We start from the raw sequence: 19,146 nt of genomic DNA, 5'->3' as shown, positions 1-19,146 counted from the left end.
GGAGATCGAGGATCGCAGAGCTCCCCTCCGGTCGTGCCGGACCGGTGCGGCGCGCCCGCACCCCGCCTGATCTGCCATCCCGCCGCGACGATGCGGGACAATGGACGCCATCACCACCCACCGAGAACCGAGGAGCAGTCGTGAGCGACGACACCGCCAGCATCCTGAAGGACGCGAAGTCCAAGATGTCCAAGACCGTCGACGTCACCAAGGATGAGTTCACCGCCATCCGTACGGGCCGCGCCAATGCCGCGATGTTCCAGGGCATCACGGTCGAGTACTACGGTGCACCGACCCCGCTGAACCAGCTCGCGTCGCTGCAGTTCCCCGAGGCTCGCACCGTCATCGTGACCCCGTACGACAAGTCCGCGACGACCGGTGTGGAGACGGCTCTGCGCGAGTCGGATCTGGGCGTGAACCCGACCAACAACGGCGACAACCTGCGCGTCGTGCTGCCCGCCCTCACCGAGGAGCGCCGCAAGGAGTACGTCAAGCTCGCCAAGACCAAGGCGGAGGACGGCCGAGTGGCCGTGCGCGGCTCTCGCGGCAACGCGAAGAAGGCCATCGAGAAGCTGGTCAAGGACAAGGAGATCGGCGAGGACGACGGCTCGCGCGCCGAGAAGGAGCTCGAGACCCTGACGAAGTCGTTCATCGACCAGATCGACGAGGCCCTCGGCCTCAAGGAAACCGAGCTCGAGACCATCTGAGGTCTCCCGCGACACCTCGGCCCCCTCAGTGAACACAGACTCGGATCTCGCCCCGCGCCCGAGCACGCGAAACGGCGGGGGCCGGGCCGGAACCTGCCCGCCGCGATCGCCGTCGGTGCGGCGCTCGGCGGCGTGCTGCTCTGCTCGCTGTTCGTGGTCCCGCAGGCGTTCCCGGTGCTCGTCGCGATCATCGTCGTGCTCGCCGTGCTCGAGCTGACCCGCGCGCTCGCGCACGGCGGCCTGCGGATCCCGGCCGTCCCGCTGCTCGTCGGCGTGATCGGGATGGCGGTCTCGACCGTGGTGTTCGACGTGCTGGGACTCCTGATCGCGACCGCGGTCGCGGTCTGCGTGCTCATCCTGTGGCGGGTCTCGGAATCGATGGGCCTCACGGCACTGCGCGACGTGGCCGGGGGAGTGTTCGCCCTGTCCTGGGTGGCATTCCTGGGCAGTTTCACCCTGCTCCTCTTCGGGATGGAGCAGGGCCCGCTGCTCGTGATGCTGGCGGTGCTCGGCCCGGTGGGCAACGACATCGGCGGCTACGTGGCCGGGGTGCTGTTCGGGTCTCATCCGATGGCGCCGGGCATCAGCCCCAAGAAGAGCTGGGAAGGCTTCGCCGGCTCGCTGATCCTGGGTGTCGCCTCGGTGATCGCCTTCGGGGTGCTCGCGCTCGACGTCCCCTGGTGGGCGGCGGCGATCCTGGGCATCGTGCTCGTGGTCGTCTCCACCTGTGGGGATCTGTCCGAGTCGCTGCTGAAGCGCGACCTCGGAATCAAGGACATGGGGCACCTGCTCCCTGGCCACGGAGGCGTGCTGGACAGGGTGGATTCCATCCTGCTCGCCGCCCCCACCACCTACATCATGCTGGAGGTCCTGCTGCCATGAACAGCGCCGACGAACGAAACGACAAGGCCGCGTCCACCAAGAACGCGGACCTCCCCGACCTCTCCCGAGAGGCGGTCCCCGGACAGAAGATCGCCCTCGCCCCGGGCCAGCTGCAGCTGCGTCCCGCGCGTCGGGGCAAGCCGCCGGCGCATCTCGCGGACCTCACGATGGAGGAGCGGATCGAGGCGGTCAAGGAGATGGGCCTGCCGGGCTTCCGGGCGAAGCAGCTCTCCGTGCACTACTTCGAGCACTTCACGACCGCTCCCGAGGACCTCACGGATCTCCCCAAGGACGGCCGGGATGCGCTCGTCGAGCGCTTCTTCCCGCAGCTGCTGACCGAGGTCTCCCGGCAGTCCGCCGATCACGGCGCCACCCAGAAGTTCCTGTGGAAGCTGTTCGACGGCTCGATGGTCGAATCCGTCCTGATGCGCTACAGCGACCGGGTCACCCTGTGCATCTCCTCCGAGGCGGGCTGCGGCATGAACTGCCCGTTCTGCGCGACCGGGCAGATGGGTCTGACCCGCAACCTGTCCACCTCCGAGATCCTCGAGCAGGTGCGCATCGCCAACAAGATGCTGGCCGACGGGGAACTGCCCGGCGGCACCGGGCGGGTCTCGAACATCGTCTTCATGGGCATGGGGGAGCCGCTGGCGAACTACCGTCCCGTGGCGACCGTGTGCCGCCGGCTGAACACCCCGACGCCAGAGGGCTTCGGGATGGGTGCGCGCCACATCACGGTCTCCACGGTGGGCCTGGCCCCCGCGGTGCGGAAGCTGACCAAGGAGAAGATCCCGCTCACCCTCGCGGTGTCGCTGCACGCTCCAGACGACGAGCTGCGCAACGAGCTGGTCCCGATCAACACCCGCTTCGACATCGATGAGATCCTCGACGCAGCCTACGAGTACTTCGAGACCACCGGCCGACGGGTGAGCATCGAATACGCCCTGATCCGCGACATCAACGACCAGGCGCACCGCGCCCAGCTGCTCGCCGATCGGCTGATCGCCAAGGGCGGTGCGCACTGGATCCACGTCAACCCGATCCCGTTGAACCCGGTGAAGGGCTCGAAGTGGACCGCCTCGGACCCGTTCGTGGAGAAGCAGTTCGTGCAGACCCTGCGGGACAACGGCATCTCCGCGACCATCCGCGACACGCGCGGCAGCGACATCGATGGCGCCTGCGGGCAGCTCGCCGCCGAGGTCATCGAGACCGACGCGCACCGCGAGGACCGCGAGGCGCGGATCGCGCGCGTCGAGGCCGTCGCCGCCGGCGAGTGAGGGGCCACCGATGAAGATCAGCTTCACCTCTCGGAAGTTCGCGGAGGCCTATGAGATGCCTGCCGTCGACGACTTCATCGACCGCCTGGAGCAGGCGATCCTGCGCGGCGACGGCTCCGTCCCCACGGAGGACGTCCATGCGGTCGTCTTCGCGCCCGTCCGGTTCCAGGCCGGTTATGACATGGAGGAGGTTGACGATTTCCTCGACGAGGTGGCGATTCCGCTCCTCGAGGGCAGGATCGCGTACGACCCGGAGCATGACTACTCCCGGCAGTCCCGTGGGGGAGTGCCGCAGCAGACCGAGCAGGATCCCGAACCGCGGTCCGGGCCCCGAGGGGGCCACCCCGCCGAGCGAGGCGGGTTCTTCGCCCGGCTGCTCGGCGGCGGTCGCTGAGCGCCCTGCCCGACCCGGGCAACCGCGGCCCATGAACCGCACCTCCCCGAACCGCACCTCCCCGAACCGCACCTCCCACGCCGCTACAGTGGGACACCGACAGCACCGAGGAAGGATCCACTGGTGAGCACATCGTTCGAGCGCGTCTCTCGCTTCAGCGTCGGATACAACATGCGGGAGGTCGACGAGTTCCTCGCCCGCGCCCGCACCGCCTATGAAGGTCGTGACCCCGCGTTCAGCGGTGGCGACATCACCTCGGCGAGCTTCGGCACCGAACGCGGCGGCTATGACATGCGCGTCGTCGACGAGGCGCTGGACCGCCTCTCCGACGCCTTCGCCCTGCAGTCCCGTGACGATTCCATCGCCGAGAAGGGCGAGGACGTCTGGGTCGCCCAGCTCACCGAGCGGGCGGAGTCCCTCAAGGAGCGTCTCGAGCGCCCTGCGGGCGAGCGCTTCGCCCCGGCCGAGCAGGGGGAGCCGTCCTACGACCGGACGGACGTCGACGCCCTGTGCGATCAGCTGGTCTCCTACTTCACCGACGGGCTGCCGATGAGCGTCGACGACGTGCGTCGCGCCGCCTTCCGTCGTCGCCGGGGATCCGAGGGCTACCGCGAGGCCGTCGTCGACGTCTACCTCGACCATGTCGCGGACGTGATGGCCTCCGTGCCGTGATCACGGCGCCGAGCATCACGACCGGTGCCCCGTCCGCGCGACGGCTGGTGCTGTTGGGGGCGACCGGTTCGATCGGCGCCCAGACCCTCGAGGTCCTCGCCAGGTACCCGGACGTCGCCCGGCTGCACGGCCTCGCCGTGGGAGGATCGCGCCCGGAGATCGTCGCCGAGCAGGTGGCCCGGCATCACCCCGAGCGCCTCGTCGTCGCCGATCCCGAGCGTGCCGAGACCGTCGAGCGCGCCGTGGCCCTCGCCTGCAGGGCGGCCGGCATCGCCGCACCGCAGATCGAGGCCGGCCAGCAGGCGGTCGTCGATCTCGCCGGCAGCCTCGGGGAGCAGGACGTCGTGCTCAACGCGATCACGGGATCCGTCGGCCTGCTGCCCACGCTCTCCGCTCTCGCCAGCGGTGCCCGCCTGGCCCTGGCCAACAAGGAGTCCCTCGTGGTCGGCGGCCATCTGGTCACCGACGCCGCCGCGCAGGGACAGATCCTCCCGGTCGATTCCGAGCACACCGCGATCGCCCAGGCCCTCGCCGGGGTGCGTCCGGACCAGGTCGAGCGCCTGGTCGTGACCGCCTCCGGAGGGCCCTTCCGGGGCCTGGCCCGCGCCGAGCTCGGCGCCGTCACGCCGGAGCAGGCGCTCGCCCATCCCACCTGGGCCATGGGCCGCGTGATCACCACGAACTCGGCGACCCTGGTCAACAAGGCCCTCGAGGTCATCGAGGCCTGCTTCCAGTTCGATCTGCCCGAGGACCGCGTCGACGTGGTCGTCCATCCGCAGTCGATCGTGCACTCCATGGCCACCCTCGTCGACGGCTCCACCATCGCGCAGGCGAGCCCGCCGGATATGCGCCATGCCATCGGCTGGGCGCTCGCCCACCCCAAGAAGCTGCCCGGTCTCGCCGCGGCGCTCGACTTCTCCACCGCCCAGTCCTGGACCTTCGAACCGGTCGACGAGGTGACCTTCCCGGCGATCTCGATCGCCCGCGCGGCGCACCGCGAAGGCGGGGGAGCGATGGCCGCGTACAACGCCGCGAACGAGGAGGCCGTCGAGGCGTTCTTCGCCGGCGACCTCAGCTTCCTCGGCATCGTCGAGATGATCCGCACGGTCCTCGAGCATCCGGGGCGTCCCCGTGCCGAGCTCACCGACGGCGTCGAGGGTGTGCTCGCCGTGGAGACCTGGGCCCGGGAGACCGCCCGCACCCTGATCTCCATGAGCTCCGAGACCGGGCGATGAGCATCGCGCTGTTCGTGCTCGGGGTGCTCGTCGTCGGCCTCGGGCTCGCGCTCTCGATCGCCCTGCACGAGGTCGGTCATCTCCTCCCGGCGAAGCTGTTCGGCGTCCGTGTCACCCAGTACATGATCGGCTTCGGGCCGACGGTGCTCTCGCGCACCCGTGGCGAGACCGAATACGGGCTCAAGGCGATCCCGCTGGGCGGATACATCCGCATGATCGGCATGTTCCCGCCGCACAAGGGGGAACCGGCGGGCACCATCCGTGAGGACTCCACCGGGTTCCTCCAGCAGATGTCGCAGATGTCCGAGGACGCCAAGGAGTTCGAGTCCTCCCAGTACGGGCAGGAGGACGCGCATCGGACGTTCGTCGCGCTGTCCGTGCCGAAGAAGCTCGTGGTGATGCTGGGCGGGCCCACCATGAATCTGCTGATCTCGATCGTGCTGATGACGGTGATGGTCAGCGGCATCGGACTGCCTGCCGTGACTCCTACGGTGCAGTCCGTGTCGAAGTGCGTCCTCCCGGCCGAGGCCCCCGCCGACGCCGGCTGCGAGGGCGAGCAGGAGGCCCCTGCCCTCGCGGCGGGGATCCGCCCCGGGGACACGCTGCAGGAGATCGACGGCCACGAAATCGACACCTGGTCCGACGTGACGGTGGCGATCCGGGCGAGCGGGGATCGCACCGTCCCCGTCGTCGTCGAACGGGACGGCGAGACCCTCGAGCTCGAGGCCACTCCGATCGTGGACGCCCGTCCCGTGCTCGATGCGGATGGCGCGGCCGTCTACGACTCCAGCGGCGAACTGCAGACCGAGCAGGTCGGCTTCCTCGGTGTCTCGGGCACCCCGGACCTGGTGCCGCAGTCGCCGGCGCTCGTGCCGGAGATGGCGTGGTCCGCGTTCACGCAGACCGGGCGGATCATCGTGACGCTGCCGCTGCGGCTGTACGACGTGGCGCAGGCGGCCTTCGGCAGCGAGGAGCGGGACCCCAACGGTCCGCTCGGCGTCGTCGGCGTGTCGCGTCTGGCTGGAGAGGTCGCCTCCGCGGACCAGCCGGGCTTCGAGCTCAAGGAGAAGGTCGCGACCTTGGTCTCGATGCTGGCGTCGCTGAACATGGCGCTGTTCGTCTTCAACCTGGTGCCGCTGCTGCCTCTGGACGGCGGGCACGTGCTGGGGGCGCTGATCGAGGGCGTCCGGCGGCAGATCGCCCGCTGGCGAGGACGGCCCGACCCCGGACCGGTGGACATGTCGCGGCTGCTGCCGCTGACCAACGCGGTCGCGATCGTCTTCATCCTCATGACGGTGCTCCTGCTCTACGCCGACATCGTCAAACCCATCACTCTGTTCCCCTGACATCCACAGGGACCCGGGGCCCGCAATCATGTGCGGCGCGCCACGCCGGGCGTGCAGGAGCGGTGGAGGTGTCGCACCTGACCCTCCAGAGCCCCGGGACGAGTCCATAATGGAGGGGTGACTTCAGTGAGCCTCGGCATCCCCTCCGTCAAGACGCCGCCACCGGTCCTCGCACCGCGGCGGACGACCCGCAAGGTCAAGCTCGGCGATCTCTACGTCGGCGGCGACGCACCCATCACGGTGCAGTCGATGACCACCACCCCGACGCACGACATCAACGCGACCCTCCAGCAGATCGCGGAGCTGACCGCCGCGGGCTGCGACATCGTCCGCGTGGCCTGTCCACGGCAGGAGGACGCCGACGCCCTCGCGGCGATCGCGGCGAAGTCACCGATCCCGGTGATCGCCGATATCCACTTCCAGCCGAAGTACGTCTTTGCGGCGATCGAGGCCGGCTGTGCGGGGGTCCGCGTGAACCCGGGCAACATCCGTCGCTTCGACGACCAGATCAAGGACATCGCGAAGGCCGCCAAGGACCACGGCACCGCGCTGCGCATCGGCGTCAACGCCGGCAGCATCGACCAGCGGATGATGAAGGGCGACCGGGTCACCCCGGAGGCTCTCGTGGCGTCCGCGAAGTGGGAGGCGTCGCTGTTCGAGGAGCACGACTTCCACGACTTCGGCATCTCGGTGAAGCACAACGATCCCGTGATCATGGTCGAGGCGTACCGCCAGCTCTCCGCGGAGGGCGACTGGCCCCTGCACCTCGGCGTCACCGAGGCGGGCCCGGCGTTCCAGGGCACCATCAAGTCCTCCGTCGCCTTCGGCATCCTGCTGGGCGAGGGGATCGGCGACACCATCCGTGTGTCGCTGTCGGCCCCGCCGGTCGAGGAGGTCAAGGTCGGCATCCAGATCCTGCAGTCGCTCAACCTCAAGGACCGCAAGCTCGACATCGTCTCGTGCCCCTCGTGCGGTCGCGCCCAGGTGGACGTCTACAAGCTCGCCGACGAGGTCACCGAGGGCCTCAAGCACCTCGAGGTGCCGCTGCGCGTCGCCGTCATGGGTTGCGTCGTCAACGGTCCGGGCGAAGCCCGCGAGGCTGATCTCGGTGTCGCCTCCGGCAACGGCAAGGGCCAGATCTTCGTCAAGGGCAAGGTCATCAAGACCGTGCCCGAGTCGGACATCGTCCCGACCCTGCTGGCCGAGGCGAACCGTATCGCCGCCGAGATGGAGGGCGAGGCCGCCGAAGCGTCCGGTGCCCCGTCGGTCTCTGTGAGCTGATCGCGCGTGTTCCGTCGCGGAGGGCGGGTTCGAGCAGTTCGCCCCGCTGGGCTGGACGTCGCGATCGCGCATGCCCTGAGGGACCCGGCGACCAACGCCCTCGCGGGTGCGCGTCTGCGCGATGTGGGACGCAGCCCCTCCGTGGGGCAGGAGTTCTCGGTGGCCGGGGACGAGGCCCGGCCCGATGGCCTGCTGTGGCACGGCGTGAACCTGTCTCCGATGTCGGCGACCGGTCTCGCCCTGGGGGAGTTCGGGCGCTTCCTCGCGGCTCGGAGCCGTCGGGCCAGCTCTGTGGTCGGTGATCGCGCCGCGGTCGAGGCGATGTGGCAGCACCTCGCACCGGGCTGGGGCCCTGACGTGCGCGAGTACCGGTGGAGCCAGCCGCTGCTCAGTGCCCAGGAGATGGTCGCACCTGGTGACTCCCGGCTGCGGGCCGCGCTGCCGGGTGAGGAGCGAGCGGTGTTCCCGGCCGCCGTGGCGATGTTCCGCGAGGAGGTCGGTGTCGATCCTCTGCTCGGCGACGGCGGACGTTCGTACCGGACCCGGATCCAGGACCTGATCCATCTGCGCCGCACCTACGTGATCATCGAGGACGGCGAGGTGCTGTTCAAGGCCGACGTCGGGGCCCTGTTCGGCCCGGTCGCCCAGATCCACGGCGTGTGGGTGCGGCCGGATCAGCGCGGCCGCGGCGTGGGCCGTGCGGCCATGGCGGACCTCGTGCGACAGGTACGCCGAGACCACGCCCCGCAGGTCACCCTGTATGTCAACGACTTCAACGAGCCGGCTCGCCGCGCCTACGCCGCCGCCGGCTTCCACCAGATCGGTGAGCTCACCACGATCCTGTTCTGAGCGCAGCACGCTCGCCGACGCCGATGGGGTCAGGTCGACGCCAGCGCATCGAGCGTCAGCAGCACGTTCGCCGCGGTCCAGGCGAGCGGGGCGACCGCCGCCGGGCGGCCGTCGAAGAGGACCTTCTCGGGCAGTGAGCCCGCGTCGGTGCGGTGCGCGGCGAGCCAGCCGAGGATCTCGAGGGCGGCGTCGGACTCTCCGGCGCGGGCGAGGGCGAGGGCGAGCAGACTGGTCGACGGGGTCCAGCTCACGCCGTCCTCGCGCCAGGACGCGCCCGGAGCGATGCCGCCGCCCGGACGGGCGAGCTCCTGGCGCAGGGCCAGCAGCTGCTGCGCTGACGCGACACCGTGGCATCCAGTCGCGTCGAGGACGGCGAGTGCCGAGTCCGATCCTCCGCGGCGCCGGTAGCGCTGGAAGCCGTGGGCGCCGAAGGTCTCCGTCAGCATCGAGGAGAAGGAGCGGGCGGCGGCCCGGTCCCGGTCCGCCCCGGTCAGCTCACCGCTCGCTCGCAGGCCTGCGAGGGTGCTGGTCATGAGGCCGAGCGTCACCGAGCGCTCGCGCACCTCCCAGTAGTCGGGGGAGACCGGCGGCATCTCGGCCCCGTCATGGGTCTCCCTCAGCAGCGCGTCGCGAGTGGTGCCGATCAGCGGCGCGAGGTCGTCGAGCAGCTGGGGGCGATCAGCGTCGGGCACGGTCTGCGCGACCTCCGAAAGGGCCCAGAGCACCAGGCCGGTGCCATCGAACTGGCGATCACGGTCGTCCGGTGCCCGGTCGGTCCCTGGTGCGTAGCGTGCCTCGAACCAGCCGTCGTCCGACTGGATCGACTGCAGGTGGGTCAGGACGGCGATCGCGCGGTCCACGTGTCCTACGCGGGCGAGGGCGACCGCGCAGAACGCGGCATCCCGCGGCCAGATGTACCGCCAGCTCGTGCTCCAGCCGGCGACCGGGGCGGGCAGGTCGTCCGCGAGCACCCACAGGTCGCGGAGGGCGGATCCCGCGAGGTCTGCGAGGTCCGGGAGGTCCGAGAGGTCCGAGTGCACCTCGTGCTCCTCCTGCGCCGTGGCCACCCGTGATCTCCACGAGGAGGTCCCGTCCCAGAACTCGTGCGCCCGCCGGACAGCGGGGGAGGACGCGGCGAGATCGGAGTGCAGACGGGTTCCCGGGAGCAGTTCGGACACGGACTCGGGGGTCCTCACGAGCACGCGTGACTGATCCGCGTCATAGGCGACGGTCTGCGAGTACAGGGAGATGACGGTGCGCGGGTCCGCGGCGGGACCGGCCCATCGCGAGGCCACGTACCCGCCGGCGCCCAGGACGCCGAGGGCGCCGACCGTGCCGGCCGCGCGCAGGGCCTGCCGGCGCGACGTCGGTGCGGATCCGGGGTCCTCCCGTGCTCGCGGGTGCATCCTGCCAGGATACGTCGGCCCGTCGCGGCCAGTACGATGGACCCCGCGTCCGCCGCCGGTGGCGGTAGCGCCCAGTCCCTGCTGTGAAAGGCCTGCCCCATGATCCGTCTGTCGTCGTCGTTCGTCCGCACCCTGCGGGAGGACCCGGCCGACGCCGAGGTCGCCAGCCACAAGCTGCTCGTGCGCGCCGGATACATCCGCCGCAGCGCGCCGGGCGTCTACACCTGGCTGCCGCTCGGGCTGAAGGTGCTGCGCAAGGTCGAGGCGATCGTGCGCGAGGAGCAGGACGCGATCGGCGGCCAGGAGCTCGTGTTCTCCGCGCTCCAGCCGCGCGAGCCGTACGAGGCCACCGGACGCTGGGAGGAGTACGGCCCCCAGCTCTTCCGCCTGAAGGACCGCCGCGAGAACGACTACCTGCTCGCGCCCACCCACGAGGAGATGTTCACCCTCACGGTGAAGGACCTGTACAACTCGTACAAGGACCTCCCGGCGATGCTCTACCAGGTGCAGACCAAGTTCCGCGACGAGGCGCGCCCCCGCGCGGGGCTGCTGCGCACCCGCGAGTTCATCATGAAGGACGCCTACTCCTTCGATATCGACGATGCCGGCCTGGACGTCAGCTACGAGAATCAGCGCGGCGCCTACCAGCGCACCTTCGATCGCCTCGGCCTGCCCACGGTGATCTGCCGCGCCGACGCCGGCGCGATGGGCGGCTCCCGCTCCGAGGAGTTCCTCCACCCCACGCCCGTGGGCGAGGACACCTTCGTGGTCTCCGACGGCGGCTACGCGGCCAACGTCGAGGCGGTCACCACCGTCGCCCCGCCGGCGCTGGACGAGGCCGCGATCGCCGCGCGGCCGGCGATGCACGTCGAGGACACCCCGGGCGCGAGCACCATCGCCGCGCTCACCGACTTCTCCAACGAGGCCTTCCCCGGCAAGGGCCCCGTCGCGGAGTCGGGGGAGTGGACCCGCTACGAGATGCTCAAGCACCTCGTCTACCTGCTCACCTACCCCGATGGCAGCACCGAGCCGCTGGTGATCGCGTTGCCCGGCGACCGCGAGGTCGACGAGAAGCGCCTCGAGTCCGCGGTCGCACCCGCCACCGCCGCACCGTTCACCGATGCCGACTTCGCCGCGCACCCGGTGCTCATGAAGGGCTACATCGGCCCGGAGGGCCTGGGCCTGGATTCCGCCTCGGAGATCCGCTACCTCGTGGATCCCCGCGTGGCACCCGGCACCTCCTGGGTCGCCGGCGCCGGCGAGAAGGACAAGCACGTCTACGACCTCGTCGCCGGCCGCGACTTCACCGCCGACGGCACCATCGAGGCCGCCGAGGTGCGGGACGGGGATCCTGCGCCCGACGGCTCGGGCCCGATGCGGCTGACCCGTGGCATGGAGATGGGACACATCTTCCAGCTGGGCCGCAAGTACGCCGAGGCGCTCGACCTCAAGGTGCTCGACGTCAACGGCAAGGCGGTCGTGGTGACGATGGGCTCCTACGGCATCGGCGTGACCCGCGCGGTCGCCGCCATCGCCGAGCTCCACCACGACGACAAGGGCCTGGTGTGGCCCCGCCAGGTCGCCCCGGCCGACGTGCACATCATGGCCACCGGCAAGACCCCGGAGATCTTCGAGGAGGCCGAACGGATCGGCACCGAGCTCGAGGCCCGCGGTCTCGAGGTGCTCTACGACGATCGGCCCAAGGTCTCCCCGGGCGTGAAGTTCAAGGACGCCGAGCTGCTGGGCATTCCCACCTCCGTGGTGGTCGGCAAGGGCCTGGCGACAGGTGTCGTCGAGATCCGGGACCGCGCGAGCGGGTCCATCGAGGAGGTCGCCCCCGAAGGGGTCGTCGAGGCCCTGGTCTCGGCGGTGCGCGGGGCCTGAGTCCTCAGCCGCCGTCGCTCGGCGCGGGATCCTCGATCTCGAGGCCCGGCAGGGGCTGCATCGCGACCGTGAGAGGAGCCAGCAGCTCCCCTTCCTGCATCGCGGCGACGATCGACAGCGGACGGCGGTCGAACGGGGCGGCCCCGACGAGCGCGACATGATCGACGAGCAGACCCTCGGCGAGCATCCGCGGGAGCTCTGCGGCCATCCGGTCATCGAGCGTCCCGCCCGGCAGTGCGTAGACGGCCTGGCGGGGCACGACCGGGGCGCCGTCCTCCTCCGCGATCGCCGCCAGCGACTCCGCTCGTGCCCGATGGAGATCACTGCGGGCGAGGTCCGCGTCGCGTTCGCCGTCGTCCGTGGTCCGGGCCGCGAGCACCTCGTAGAGGTACCCGGCGTACCACTCCTCCTGCTGCGCCTGCTCGATCGTGGAGTGATAGTCCACCTCGGCGCCCACCGACGGCGGGTCCGTCGCCGGCACCTCGCGCGAGGGCACGATCTCCTCGGACGAGCGCAGCGCGGGCACGTCGCCCGCCGCGGCGGCGTCGTGGAGACGTCGCGCGCTCCATGCCGCATGCGCCGCGATCGCCGCGATGGGGCGGGCGAGGGATCCGGAGACCTGTCGGGCCGCGTCGGCCGTGAGCTCCCGCAGCTCGACCAGGACGGCGACGAGCCCGGCGGCGTCCGTCGGTGTGTCGGAGGGAGTCGGTATCGGGGACGCGGCCGGGTCGGAGGCGACGGGATCGGATGCGGCGGTCTCCTCCCGCTCGGCTTCGGCGCCGGTCAGCAGGGCAGAGCGCTGCTCGGGCAGCGCGGCGGAGAGCATCGCCAGCACGTCGGCGAGCTCGGTGCCCGTCGACCCGTCGGCCGAGTCCGCGAGGGTCTGCGTGCCGGCGATCGCGCGGTCCAGGACGGCGAGCAGATCGGTCCGGTACAGATCATCGATCCCGGGCGGAGGAGGTGTGTAGTCCGCGGGGCCGCCCAGGGCGATCCGCCCGCATCCGGGCACTCCGGCGAGGGCGAGGACGCCCAGGGCGCCCGACGCCAGCACTCGGCGCCGCGACGGGAGTCGGGCTGCGGGAAGGGGGTCGGTGGGAAGGAGCACAGGAGGATTCTCGCATCGAGGCCCTTCCGGGAGGCATCCGCGCCGCGCGCGCACTATCCTGGGATCGACCCCGCCGGGTGATGCGTCACCGGTGGGCACAGGTACCTATATGCAGGAGGAGGTGAGCGAGCGATGAGCGACCTCGACGGCCAGACGGCCCACACCGCCCTGCGGGAGGCAGCATCCCAGGTCCTGGAGAACCATGACCTCGTGCTCGAGGAGATCGTGGTGACGGGCCCACGCTCGATGCCCGAGGTGCGGCTGATCGTGGATCTGCCCGAGGACCAGCTGGGCAGCGCGGATCTGGACACCGTCGCGACGGCCTCTCGCGAGCTCTCCGACCGGATCGACGCCGACGACGCCCTGCTGGGCCCCGATCCGGTGGTCCTGGAGATCACCACCCCCGGTGTCGACCGTGAACTCACCGCGGTGCGCCACTTCCGACGCTCGCGGGGTCGTCTCCTCTCCCTGACCGCCGACGGCACGCTGTACCGGGCGCGGCTGCTCGCCGTCACCGCCGGTGACGTCCTGATCCTGCGTCAGGAGCCCGGCCGGGACGACCGCGGCCGCCCGCTCCGCATGCCCCAGGGAACCTCCGAGCGGCTGGAGCTCCCCGTCGCCGACGTCTCCTCCGCCCAGGTGCAGGTCGAGTTCGACCCGCCCGCTGATCTTGCGCAGCTGATCGCTGACGCCGACCCCACCGCATCGAAGGAGAGCTGAGATGGACATCGACATGGGTGCCCTGCGGGCCCTCGAACGGGAGCGGGATATCCGCCTGCCCGTCCTGCTGGACGCGATCCGTTCCGCTCTGCACGCCGCCTACCTGCACACCGACCATCCGGTGCGGGATTCCGAGGTGATCATCGACGAGCGCACCGGCCAGGTCGCCGTGATGGCACGCGAGCGCGACTCGGAGGGGACCCTCCTGGAGGAATGGGACGACACCCCGGAGAACTTCGGGCGGGTCGCCGCCTCGACGGCGCGACAGGTGATCTTCCAGCGCATCCGCGACCTCGAGGACGAAGCGGTGCTCGGCGAGTACGCCGAACGGGCCGACGACATCGTCTCCGGGATCATCCAGCAGGGCCGCGACCCGCGGATGGTGCTGGTGGACCTCGGCACGGTCGAGGCCGTGCTGCCCCCGCACGAGCGGGTGCCGGGGGAGGACTACTCCCATGGCAAGCGCCTGCGCGCCTATGTCACGGAGGCTCGACGCGGACCGAAGGGTCCTCAGATCACCCTGTCGCGCTCCCACCCGAACCTGGTGCGCCGGCTGTTCGCGCTCGAGGTCCCCGAGGTGGCCGACGGCAGCGTCGAGATCACCGGGCTCGCCCGCGAGGCCGGTCACCGCACCAAGATGGCGGTGCACGCCACCGTGCCCGGGATCAACGCCAAGGGCGCCTGCATCGGCCCCATGGGGGCACGCGTGCGCTCGGTGATGAACGAGCTGGCCGGCGAGAAGATCGACATCGTCGACTTCCACGAGGACCCCGCCACGTTCGTCGCCAACGCGCTCTCGCCGTCGAAGGTCACCAGCGTCACGGTCATCGACGAGGTGGGCCGTGCGGTCCGCGCCGTCGTCCCCGCCGGGCAGTTCTCGCTCGCCATCGGCAAGGACGGGCAGAATGCGCGCCTGGCCGCCAAGCTCACCGGGTGGAAGATCGACATCCGCCCGGACGACGATCCGAACGCGTACCCCGCTGCCGCTGAGGAGGCATCGGAGGAGGGCGCATCCGTCCCGGTGGCCCACACCGCCGCCCCGACGGATGAGGCGCCTGCCCAAGCGGATCGGGAACCTGCTGCCGCAGAGGCAGTTCCCGAGGACTGAGCTGGGACTGGGCTGAGGCAGTGAGGTGTGGTCCACGCCTCCCGGGTGAGCGCCCGCCCCGGCCGGTCCGCTACACTGGGGAGGCTGTTCGTCGAGGTATGACGCAGACTGCACGCGGTCTGGATCATGGGTCGACGGAAGCGTTCGGAACGGAGGTGGAGGCGTGGTCGCCCACTCTGCACCCCATCGTCCCGAACGGACGTGCGTCGGCTGCCATCAGGTGGCCCCGCGCGACCAACTGGTGCGTCTGGTCCGGGAGTCCGCTCCCGGAGGCGCCACCCCGCGAGTCCGCGTCGATCCCACCGGATCGGCCCTGGGTCGCGGTGCGTGGCTGCATCCCGAGGCATCATGTCTCGAGCTCGCTGTGAAGCGAGGCGGCTTCGCCCGGTCCTTCCGGGGCGGCGTCGACACCGGGCATCTCGCCCAGGACCTCGAGAACTCCGATTTCACCCGAACGTGGAACAGGTAGAAGAACCATGGATATCCGATGAGTACTCACCAATGAGCACCCTCAGGAATTAATGGTCCGCGCCCTCTTGTCGGCCGGACCGAGACAGGAGAAATGTGGCTAAGGTCCGCGTCCACGAGCTCGCCAAGGAGCTCGGACATCCCAGCAAGGCCGTTCTGCAGAAGCTGCAGGACATGGGCGAATTCGTTCGCTCCGCATCCTCGACCATCGAGGCGCCCGTCGCCCGTCGGCTGCGTGAGGAGCTCCCCGCCAAGGGTGGGGACAGCTCGTCCGAGAAGAGCGGCTCCGCAGCCCCCGCAGGTGGCGCAGAGCGCAAGCCCGGTGCAGCATCCAAGCCCTCCGGCGCCCCCAAGCCCGGCAGCGCTCCCAAGCCCGGTGCGAAGCCCGCCCCGGCCGCTCCGGAGCAGCCTGCGGCGTCGACCCCCGAACCGGCCTCTGCCCCCTCCGCCCCGGTGGAGAAGTCCCAGAGCACCGAGAAGTCCGAGCCGGCTGCCGAGACCTCCGCGCAGTCCGCGAGCGCGGAGACGTCGGAGCCTGCCGCGAAGCCGGCCAGCGATGATGCCGCGTCCACGGGCAGCGCCCCGAAGCCCGGTGCCGCACGCCCGGCGTCTGCCCCGAAGCCCGGTGGAGAGCGTCCCGCGCCCCGTCCCGGCGCTGCTCGTCCCGGCAACAACCCCTTCGCCAGCTCGCAGGGCATGCCCCGCCCCGGCTCCCGCAAGCCGGGCCAGGGCGGCGGCCGTCCCGCGCGTGACGGCGCTCCGCGCGAGGGCGCCCCGCGTCCGGGCGGCCCCCGTCCCGGCAACAACCCCTTCGCGAGCTCGCAGGGCATGCCCCGTCCCGGCTCCCGCCCCCAGGGCCAGGGTCAGGGTCGCAGCGGCGATCAGGCCGGTGCCGGTCGCCCCGCAGCCCGTGAGGGTGCGGCTCCCCGTCCGCCCCGTCCCGGGATGCCCACTCCCGGGATCATGCGTCAGCACTCCTCCGGTGGTCTGGCCGACGCCCGTCCCGGCGGCGGCGACAGCCGTGGTCGCGGTGGACGTTCCGGCGGCGGTCCCGGGGCTCGTCCCGGCGGCGGCCCCGGTGGTCCCGCAGGTGGCGGCGGTCCCCGCGGTCGCGGTGGTCGTGGCAGCACCCAGGGTGCCTTCGGCCGTGGCGGCAAGCCCGCTCGCTCGCGCAAGTCGAAGCGTGCGAAGCGCGCAGAATTCGAGCAGATGTCGGCGCCCGCACCGGGCGGCGTCTCGATCCCGCGCGGCGACGGCAACACCCCGATCCGTCTTCGCCGGGGAGCATCGCTCTCCGACTTCGCCGACCGCATCGATGTGAATCCCGCATCGCTGATCACGGTGCTCTTCGCGATGGGTGAGATGGCTACGGCCACGCAGTCGCTGAACGAGGACACCTTCGATCTGCTCGGCGAGGAGCTGGGCTACAAGATCGAGATCGTCTCCCCGGAGGACGAGGAGCGCGAGCTGCTCGGACAGTTCGACATCGATCTCGATGCCGAGCTCGCCGAGGAGGACGACGAGGACCGCGTGCCGCGTCCCCCCGTCGTCACCGTCATGGGTCACGTCGACCACGGCAAGACCCGCCTGCTCGACACGATCCGCAAGGCGACCGTCGGCGCAGGAGAGGCCGGCGGCATCACCCAGCACATCGGTGCCTACCAGGTCCCGGTGGAGCACGAGGGCGTCGACCGCGCGCTGACCTTCATCGACACCCCGGGCCACGAGGCGTTCACCGCCATGCGTGCCCGTGGCGCCGACGTCACCGACATCGCGATCCTCGTGGTCGCCGCCGATGACGGCGTCATGCCGCAGACCATCGAGGCGCTCAACCACGCCCAGGCGGCCAACGTGCCGATCGTGGTCGCGGTCAACAAGATCGACAAGCCGGATTCGAACCCGCAGAAGATCCGCCAGCAGCTCACCGAGTACAACCTGGTGGCCGAGGAGTACGGCGGCGAGACGATGTTCGTCGACGTCTCCGCTCGGGAGAACCAGAACATCGATGCGCTGCTCGAGGCCGTCCTGCTCACCGCGGACGCCGCGCTCGAGCTGACCGCGAACGCCGACAAGGACGCCCGTGGCGTGTCCATCGAGGCGAACCTGGACCGCGGTCGCGGCCCGGTCGCCACGGTCCTCGTCCAGCAGGGAACCCTGCGGGTCGGCGACGCGATCGTCTGCGGCACCGGCCACGGCCGCGTGCGTGCCATGCTCGACGAGAACGGCGACAACGTCACCGAGGCGGGTCCGTCCCGTCCGGTGCAGGTCCTCGGTCTCACCTCGGTGCCCGGCGCCGGTGACTCCTTCCTGGTCGCCCAGGACGAGCGCACCGCCCGCCAGATCGCCGAGAAGCGCGAGGCCGCCAAGCGTGCCGCGTCGCTGTCCAAGGCCCGCAAGCGCATCAGCCTCGAGGACATCACCAAGTCGATGGCCGACGGCAAGGTCGAGACCCTCAACCTCATCCTCAAGGGTGACGCCGCCGGTGCCGTCGAGGCGCTGGAGGAGTCGCTGCTCGGGATCGAGGTCGGGGACGGCGTCGATCTGCGGATCATCGACCGCGGTGTCGGTGCGATCACGATGAACAACATCAACCTCGCCGTCGCGTCGGACGCCATCATCATCGGCTACAACGTGCGGGCCGAGGGCCTCAACGCGGAGTACGCCGACCGTGAGGGCGTGGAGATCAAGTACTACTCGGTCATCTACAACGCCATCGACGAGGTCGAGCAGGCTCTCAAGGGCATGCTCAAGCCGGAGTACGAGGAGGTCGAGCTGGGCTCGGCGGAGATCCGCGAGATCTTCCGCTCCTCCAAGTTCGGCAACATCGCCGGCTCGATCGTCCGCGGCGGCCTCATCAAGCGAGGCGGCAAGGCGCGCATCACGCGTAACGGTGTGGTCATCACGGAGAGCCTCGAGATCGCCGGGCTGCGTCGCTACAAGGACGATGTCACCGAGGTCCGCGAGGGCTACGAATGCGGCATCAACCTGGGATCCTTCAACGACCTGCAGATCGGTGACGTCGTCACGACGTACGAGATGCAGGAGAAGCCCCGCAGCTGATCCGATACCGGCCGGGCGCCCCGCGGCGCCCCGCCGCATCCGCAGGGGAGGAGAGCCGCATGTCCGTCGCGACTCTCCTCCCCTGCACCTGTCCTCCCGGGCGCTCCCGGACGGACGCCTCCTCCGGGGCCGAGAGACACCCTGCCCGGCGACGATCCTGCTGCCGACATCCCTCCTCACCCCTCGCAGATCCTCACCCCGATCAGGAGAATGACCGATCATGAACGACAGCCCCCGCGCCCTCAAGCTCGCCGACCGCATCAAGGTGATCGTGGCGACCATGCTCGACACCCGGGTCAAGGACCCGCGCCTCGGTTTCGTGACCATCACCGATGTGCGTGTCAGCGGAGACCTCCAGCACGCGACGCTCTTCTACACCGTCTTCGGCACGGACGAGGAGCGCGAAGGCACCGCTGCCGCGCTCGCGAGCGCCACCGGCATGCTGCGTCGTGAAGTGGGCCGGCAGACCGGCGTGCGCCTGACCCCGACCCTCGAGTTCATCGCCGACGCGATCCCCGAGAACGCCCGTGTCATCGAGGACCTCCTGTCCGAGGCCCGCGGGCGCGACGCCGAGCTCGCGAAGTCGAAGGAGGGCGCGGCCTATGCCGGCGACGCCGATCCCTACCGCGTCCCCCGTGAGGCCGAGGATGACGACGACATCGACGACGCCGACGCCGACGCCGACGACTCCGACGACGCTGACGGGGCCGACGCCGTCGGCGCAGCGGAGCAGGATCCGTCGACCGGCGTCA

Annotated in this window: 17 protein-coding genes; 15 read left to right on the top strand and 2 right to left on the bottom strand. The window is 70.6% G+C overall.

Annotated features, from left to right (window positions below; all coding sequences use genetic code 11):
- The first annotated feature begins 140 nt into the window (after window positions 1-140).
- The 9 genes from frr (at window position 141) to ACT3T5_RS00045 (ending at window position 8,643) form a co-directional block, all read left to right on the top strand.
- Window positions 141-707, top strand: coding sequence for a ribosome recycling factor (gene frr, locus ACT3T5_RS00085; RefSeq protein WP_444576048.1), 567 nt, complete (start codon window positions 141-143; stop codon window positions 705-707).
- 132 nt (window positions 708-839) lie between these two features.
- On the top strand, window positions 840-1,589 hold the full coding sequence (locus ACT3T5_RS00080) for a phosphatidate cytidylyltransferase (protein WP_444576046.1): 750 nt from the start codon (window positions 840-842) through the stop codon (window positions 1,587-1,589).
- On the top strand, window positions 1,586-2,866 hold the full coding sequence (rlmN, locus tag ACT3T5_RS00075; RefSeq protein ID WP_444593247.1) for a 23S rRNA (adenine(2503)-C(2))-methyltransferase RlmN: 1,281 nt from the start codon (window positions 1,586-1,588) through the stop codon (window positions 2,864-2,866). Before ACT3T5_RS00080 ends, rlmN begins: the two co-directional genes overlap by 4 nt.
- Before the next feature lie 10 nt (window positions 2,867-2,876).
- Entirely contained in the window at window positions 2,877-3,260 is a 384-nt protein-coding gene (locus ACT3T5_RS00070; RefSeq protein ID WP_444593246.1) for a DivIVA domain-containing protein, read from the top strand.
- Window positions 3,261-3,383: 123 nt separating this feature from the next.
- Window positions 3,384-3,932 carry a DivIVA domain-containing protein gene (locus ACT3T5_RS00065; protein WP_444576041.1) on the top strand — a complete coding sequence of 183 codons (549 nt, stop codon included), beginning with the start codon at window positions 3,384-3,386 and terminating at the stop codon, window positions 3,930-3,932.
- Window positions 3,929-5,167, top strand: a complete 1,239-nt coding sequence (gene dxr / locus ACT3T5_RS00060; protein WP_444576039.1) for a 1-deoxy-D-xylulose-5-phosphate reductoisomerase — start codon at window positions 3,929-3,931, stop codon at window positions 5,165-5,167. The genes ACT3T5_RS00065 and dxr overlap by 4 nt, the downstream gene beginning before the upstream one ends.
- Window positions 5,164-6,513: a M50 family metallopeptidase gene (locus ACT3T5_RS00055; RefSeq protein WP_444576038.1), complete on the top strand. Its 1,350-nt coding sequence runs from the start codon at window positions 5,164-5,166 to the stop codon at window positions 6,511-6,513. The genes dxr and ACT3T5_RS00055 overlap by 4 nt, the downstream gene beginning before the upstream one ends.
- Window positions 6,514-6,630: 117 nt before the next feature.
- Window positions 6,631-7,794, top strand: coding sequence for a flavodoxin-dependent (E)-4-hydroxy-3-methylbut-2-enyl-diphosphate synthase (ispG, locus tag ACT3T5_RS00050; protein ID WP_444576036.1), 1,164 nt, complete (start codon window positions 6,631-6,633; stop codon window positions 7,792-7,794).
- A 6-nt stretch (window positions 7,795-7,800) separates the two neighbouring features.
- Entirely contained in the window at window positions 7,801-8,643 is an 843-nt protein-coding gene (locus ACT3T5_RS00045; RefSeq protein WP_444593245.1) for a GNAT family N-acetyltransferase, read from the top strand.
- A gap of 29 nt (window positions 8,644-8,672) precedes the next feature.
- On the opposite strand, the gene ACT3T5_RS00040 is transcribed toward ACT3T5_RS00045, so the two are convergent.
- Window positions 8,673-10,049 carry a hypothetical protein gene (locus ACT3T5_RS00040; protein WP_444576033.1) on the bottom strand — a complete coding sequence of 459 codons (1,377 nt, stop codon included), beginning with the start codon at window positions 10,047-10,049 and terminating at the stop codon, window positions 8,673-8,675.
- 99 nt (window positions 10,050-10,148) lie between these two features.
- Here ACT3T5_RS00040 and ACT3T5_RS00035 point away from each other — a divergent pair, with 99 nt between their 5' ends.
- A complete protein-coding gene (locus ACT3T5_RS00035; RefSeq protein WP_444576031.1) occupies window positions 10,149-11,933 on the top strand; it encodes a proline--tRNA ligase in 1,785 nt (594 codons plus the stop codon).
- 4 nt (window positions 11,934-11,937) lie between these two features.
- Here ACT3T5_RS00035 and ACT3T5_RS00030 read toward each other — a convergent pair whose 3' ends face one another.
- Entirely contained in the window at window positions 11,938-13,038 is a 1,101-nt protein-coding gene (locus ACT3T5_RS00030; protein WP_444576029.1) for a DUF4439 domain-containing protein, read from the bottom strand.
- Window positions 13,039-13,170: 132 nt separating this feature from the next.
- Here ACT3T5_RS00030 and rimP point away from each other — a divergent pair, with 132 nt between their 5' ends.
- The 5 genes from rimP to rbfA all read left to right on the top strand — a co-directional run.
- On the top strand, window positions 13,171-13,758 hold the full coding sequence (rimP, locus tag ACT3T5_RS00025) for a ribosome maturation factor RimP (protein WP_444576027.1): 588 nt from the start codon (window positions 13,171-13,173) through the stop codon (window positions 13,756-13,758).
- A gap of 1 nt (window position 13,759) precedes the next feature.
- Window positions 13,760-14,866: a transcription termination factor NusA gene (gene nusA / locus ACT3T5_RS00020; RefSeq protein WP_444593244.1), complete on the top strand. Its 1,107-nt coding sequence runs from the start codon at window positions 13,760-13,762 to the stop codon at window positions 14,864-14,866.
- Between the two features lie 163 nt (window positions 14,867-15,029).
- The gene (locus ACT3T5_RS00015; protein WP_444576024.1) at window positions 15,030-15,335 is read left to right on the top strand and encodes a YlxR family protein; all 306 of its coding nucleotides are present in this window, start codon (window positions 15,030-15,032) and stop codon (window positions 15,333-15,335) included.
- A gap of 95 nt (window positions 15,336-15,430) precedes the next feature.
- On the top strand, window positions 15,431-18,394 hold the full coding sequence (infB, locus tag ACT3T5_RS00010; RefSeq protein ID WP_444576023.1) for a translation initiation factor IF-2: 2,964 nt from the start codon (window positions 15,431-15,433) through the stop codon (window positions 18,392-18,394).
- Window positions 18,395-18,614: 220 nt separating this feature from the next.
- Window positions 18,615-19,146, top strand: a 532-nt coding sequence (gene rbfA, locus ACT3T5_RS00005) for a 30S ribosome-binding factor RbfA (protein ID WP_444593243.1), incomplete at its 3' end; no start/stop codon positions are given.

It is taken from the genome of Brachybacterium sp. AOP3-A1-3 (genome assembly GCF_052378285.1).
GTDB lineage: Bacteria > Actinomycetota > Actinomycetes > Actinomycetales > Dermabacteraceae > Brachybacterium.
The sequence above is the reverse complement of the archived record's forward strand: the minus strand, read 5'-3'. Positions and strand labels throughout refer to the sequence as shown.

Coding starts and splice junctions, on each gene's coding strand:
- rlmN (WP_444593247.1), top strand. CDS start 1,586: ATGAACAGCGCCGACGAACGAAACGACAAGGCCGCGTCCACCAAGAAC.
- ACT3T5_RS00055 (WP_444576038.1), top strand. CDS start 5,164: ATGAGCATCGCGCTGTTCGTGCTCGGGGTGCTCGTCGTCGGCCTCGGG.
- ACT3T5_RS00035 (WP_444576031.1), top strand. CDS start 10,149: ATGATCCGTCTGTCGTCGTCGTTCGTCCGCACCCTGCGGGAGGACCCG.
- ACT3T5_RS00040 (WP_444576033.1), bottom strand. CDS start 10,049: ATGCACCCGCGAGCACGGGAGGACCCCGGATCCGCACCGACGTCGCGC.
- rimP (WP_444576027.1), top strand. CDS start 13,171: ATGAGCGACCTCGACGGCCAGACGGCCCACACCGCCCTGCGGGAGGCA.
- nusA (WP_444593244.1), top strand. CDS start 13,760: ATGGACATCGACATGGGTGCCCTGCGGGCCCTCGAACGGGAGCGGGAT.
- ACT3T5_RS00070 (WP_444593246.1), top strand. CDS start 2,877: ATGAAGATCAGCTTCACCTCTCGGAAGTTCGCGGAGGCCTATGAGATG.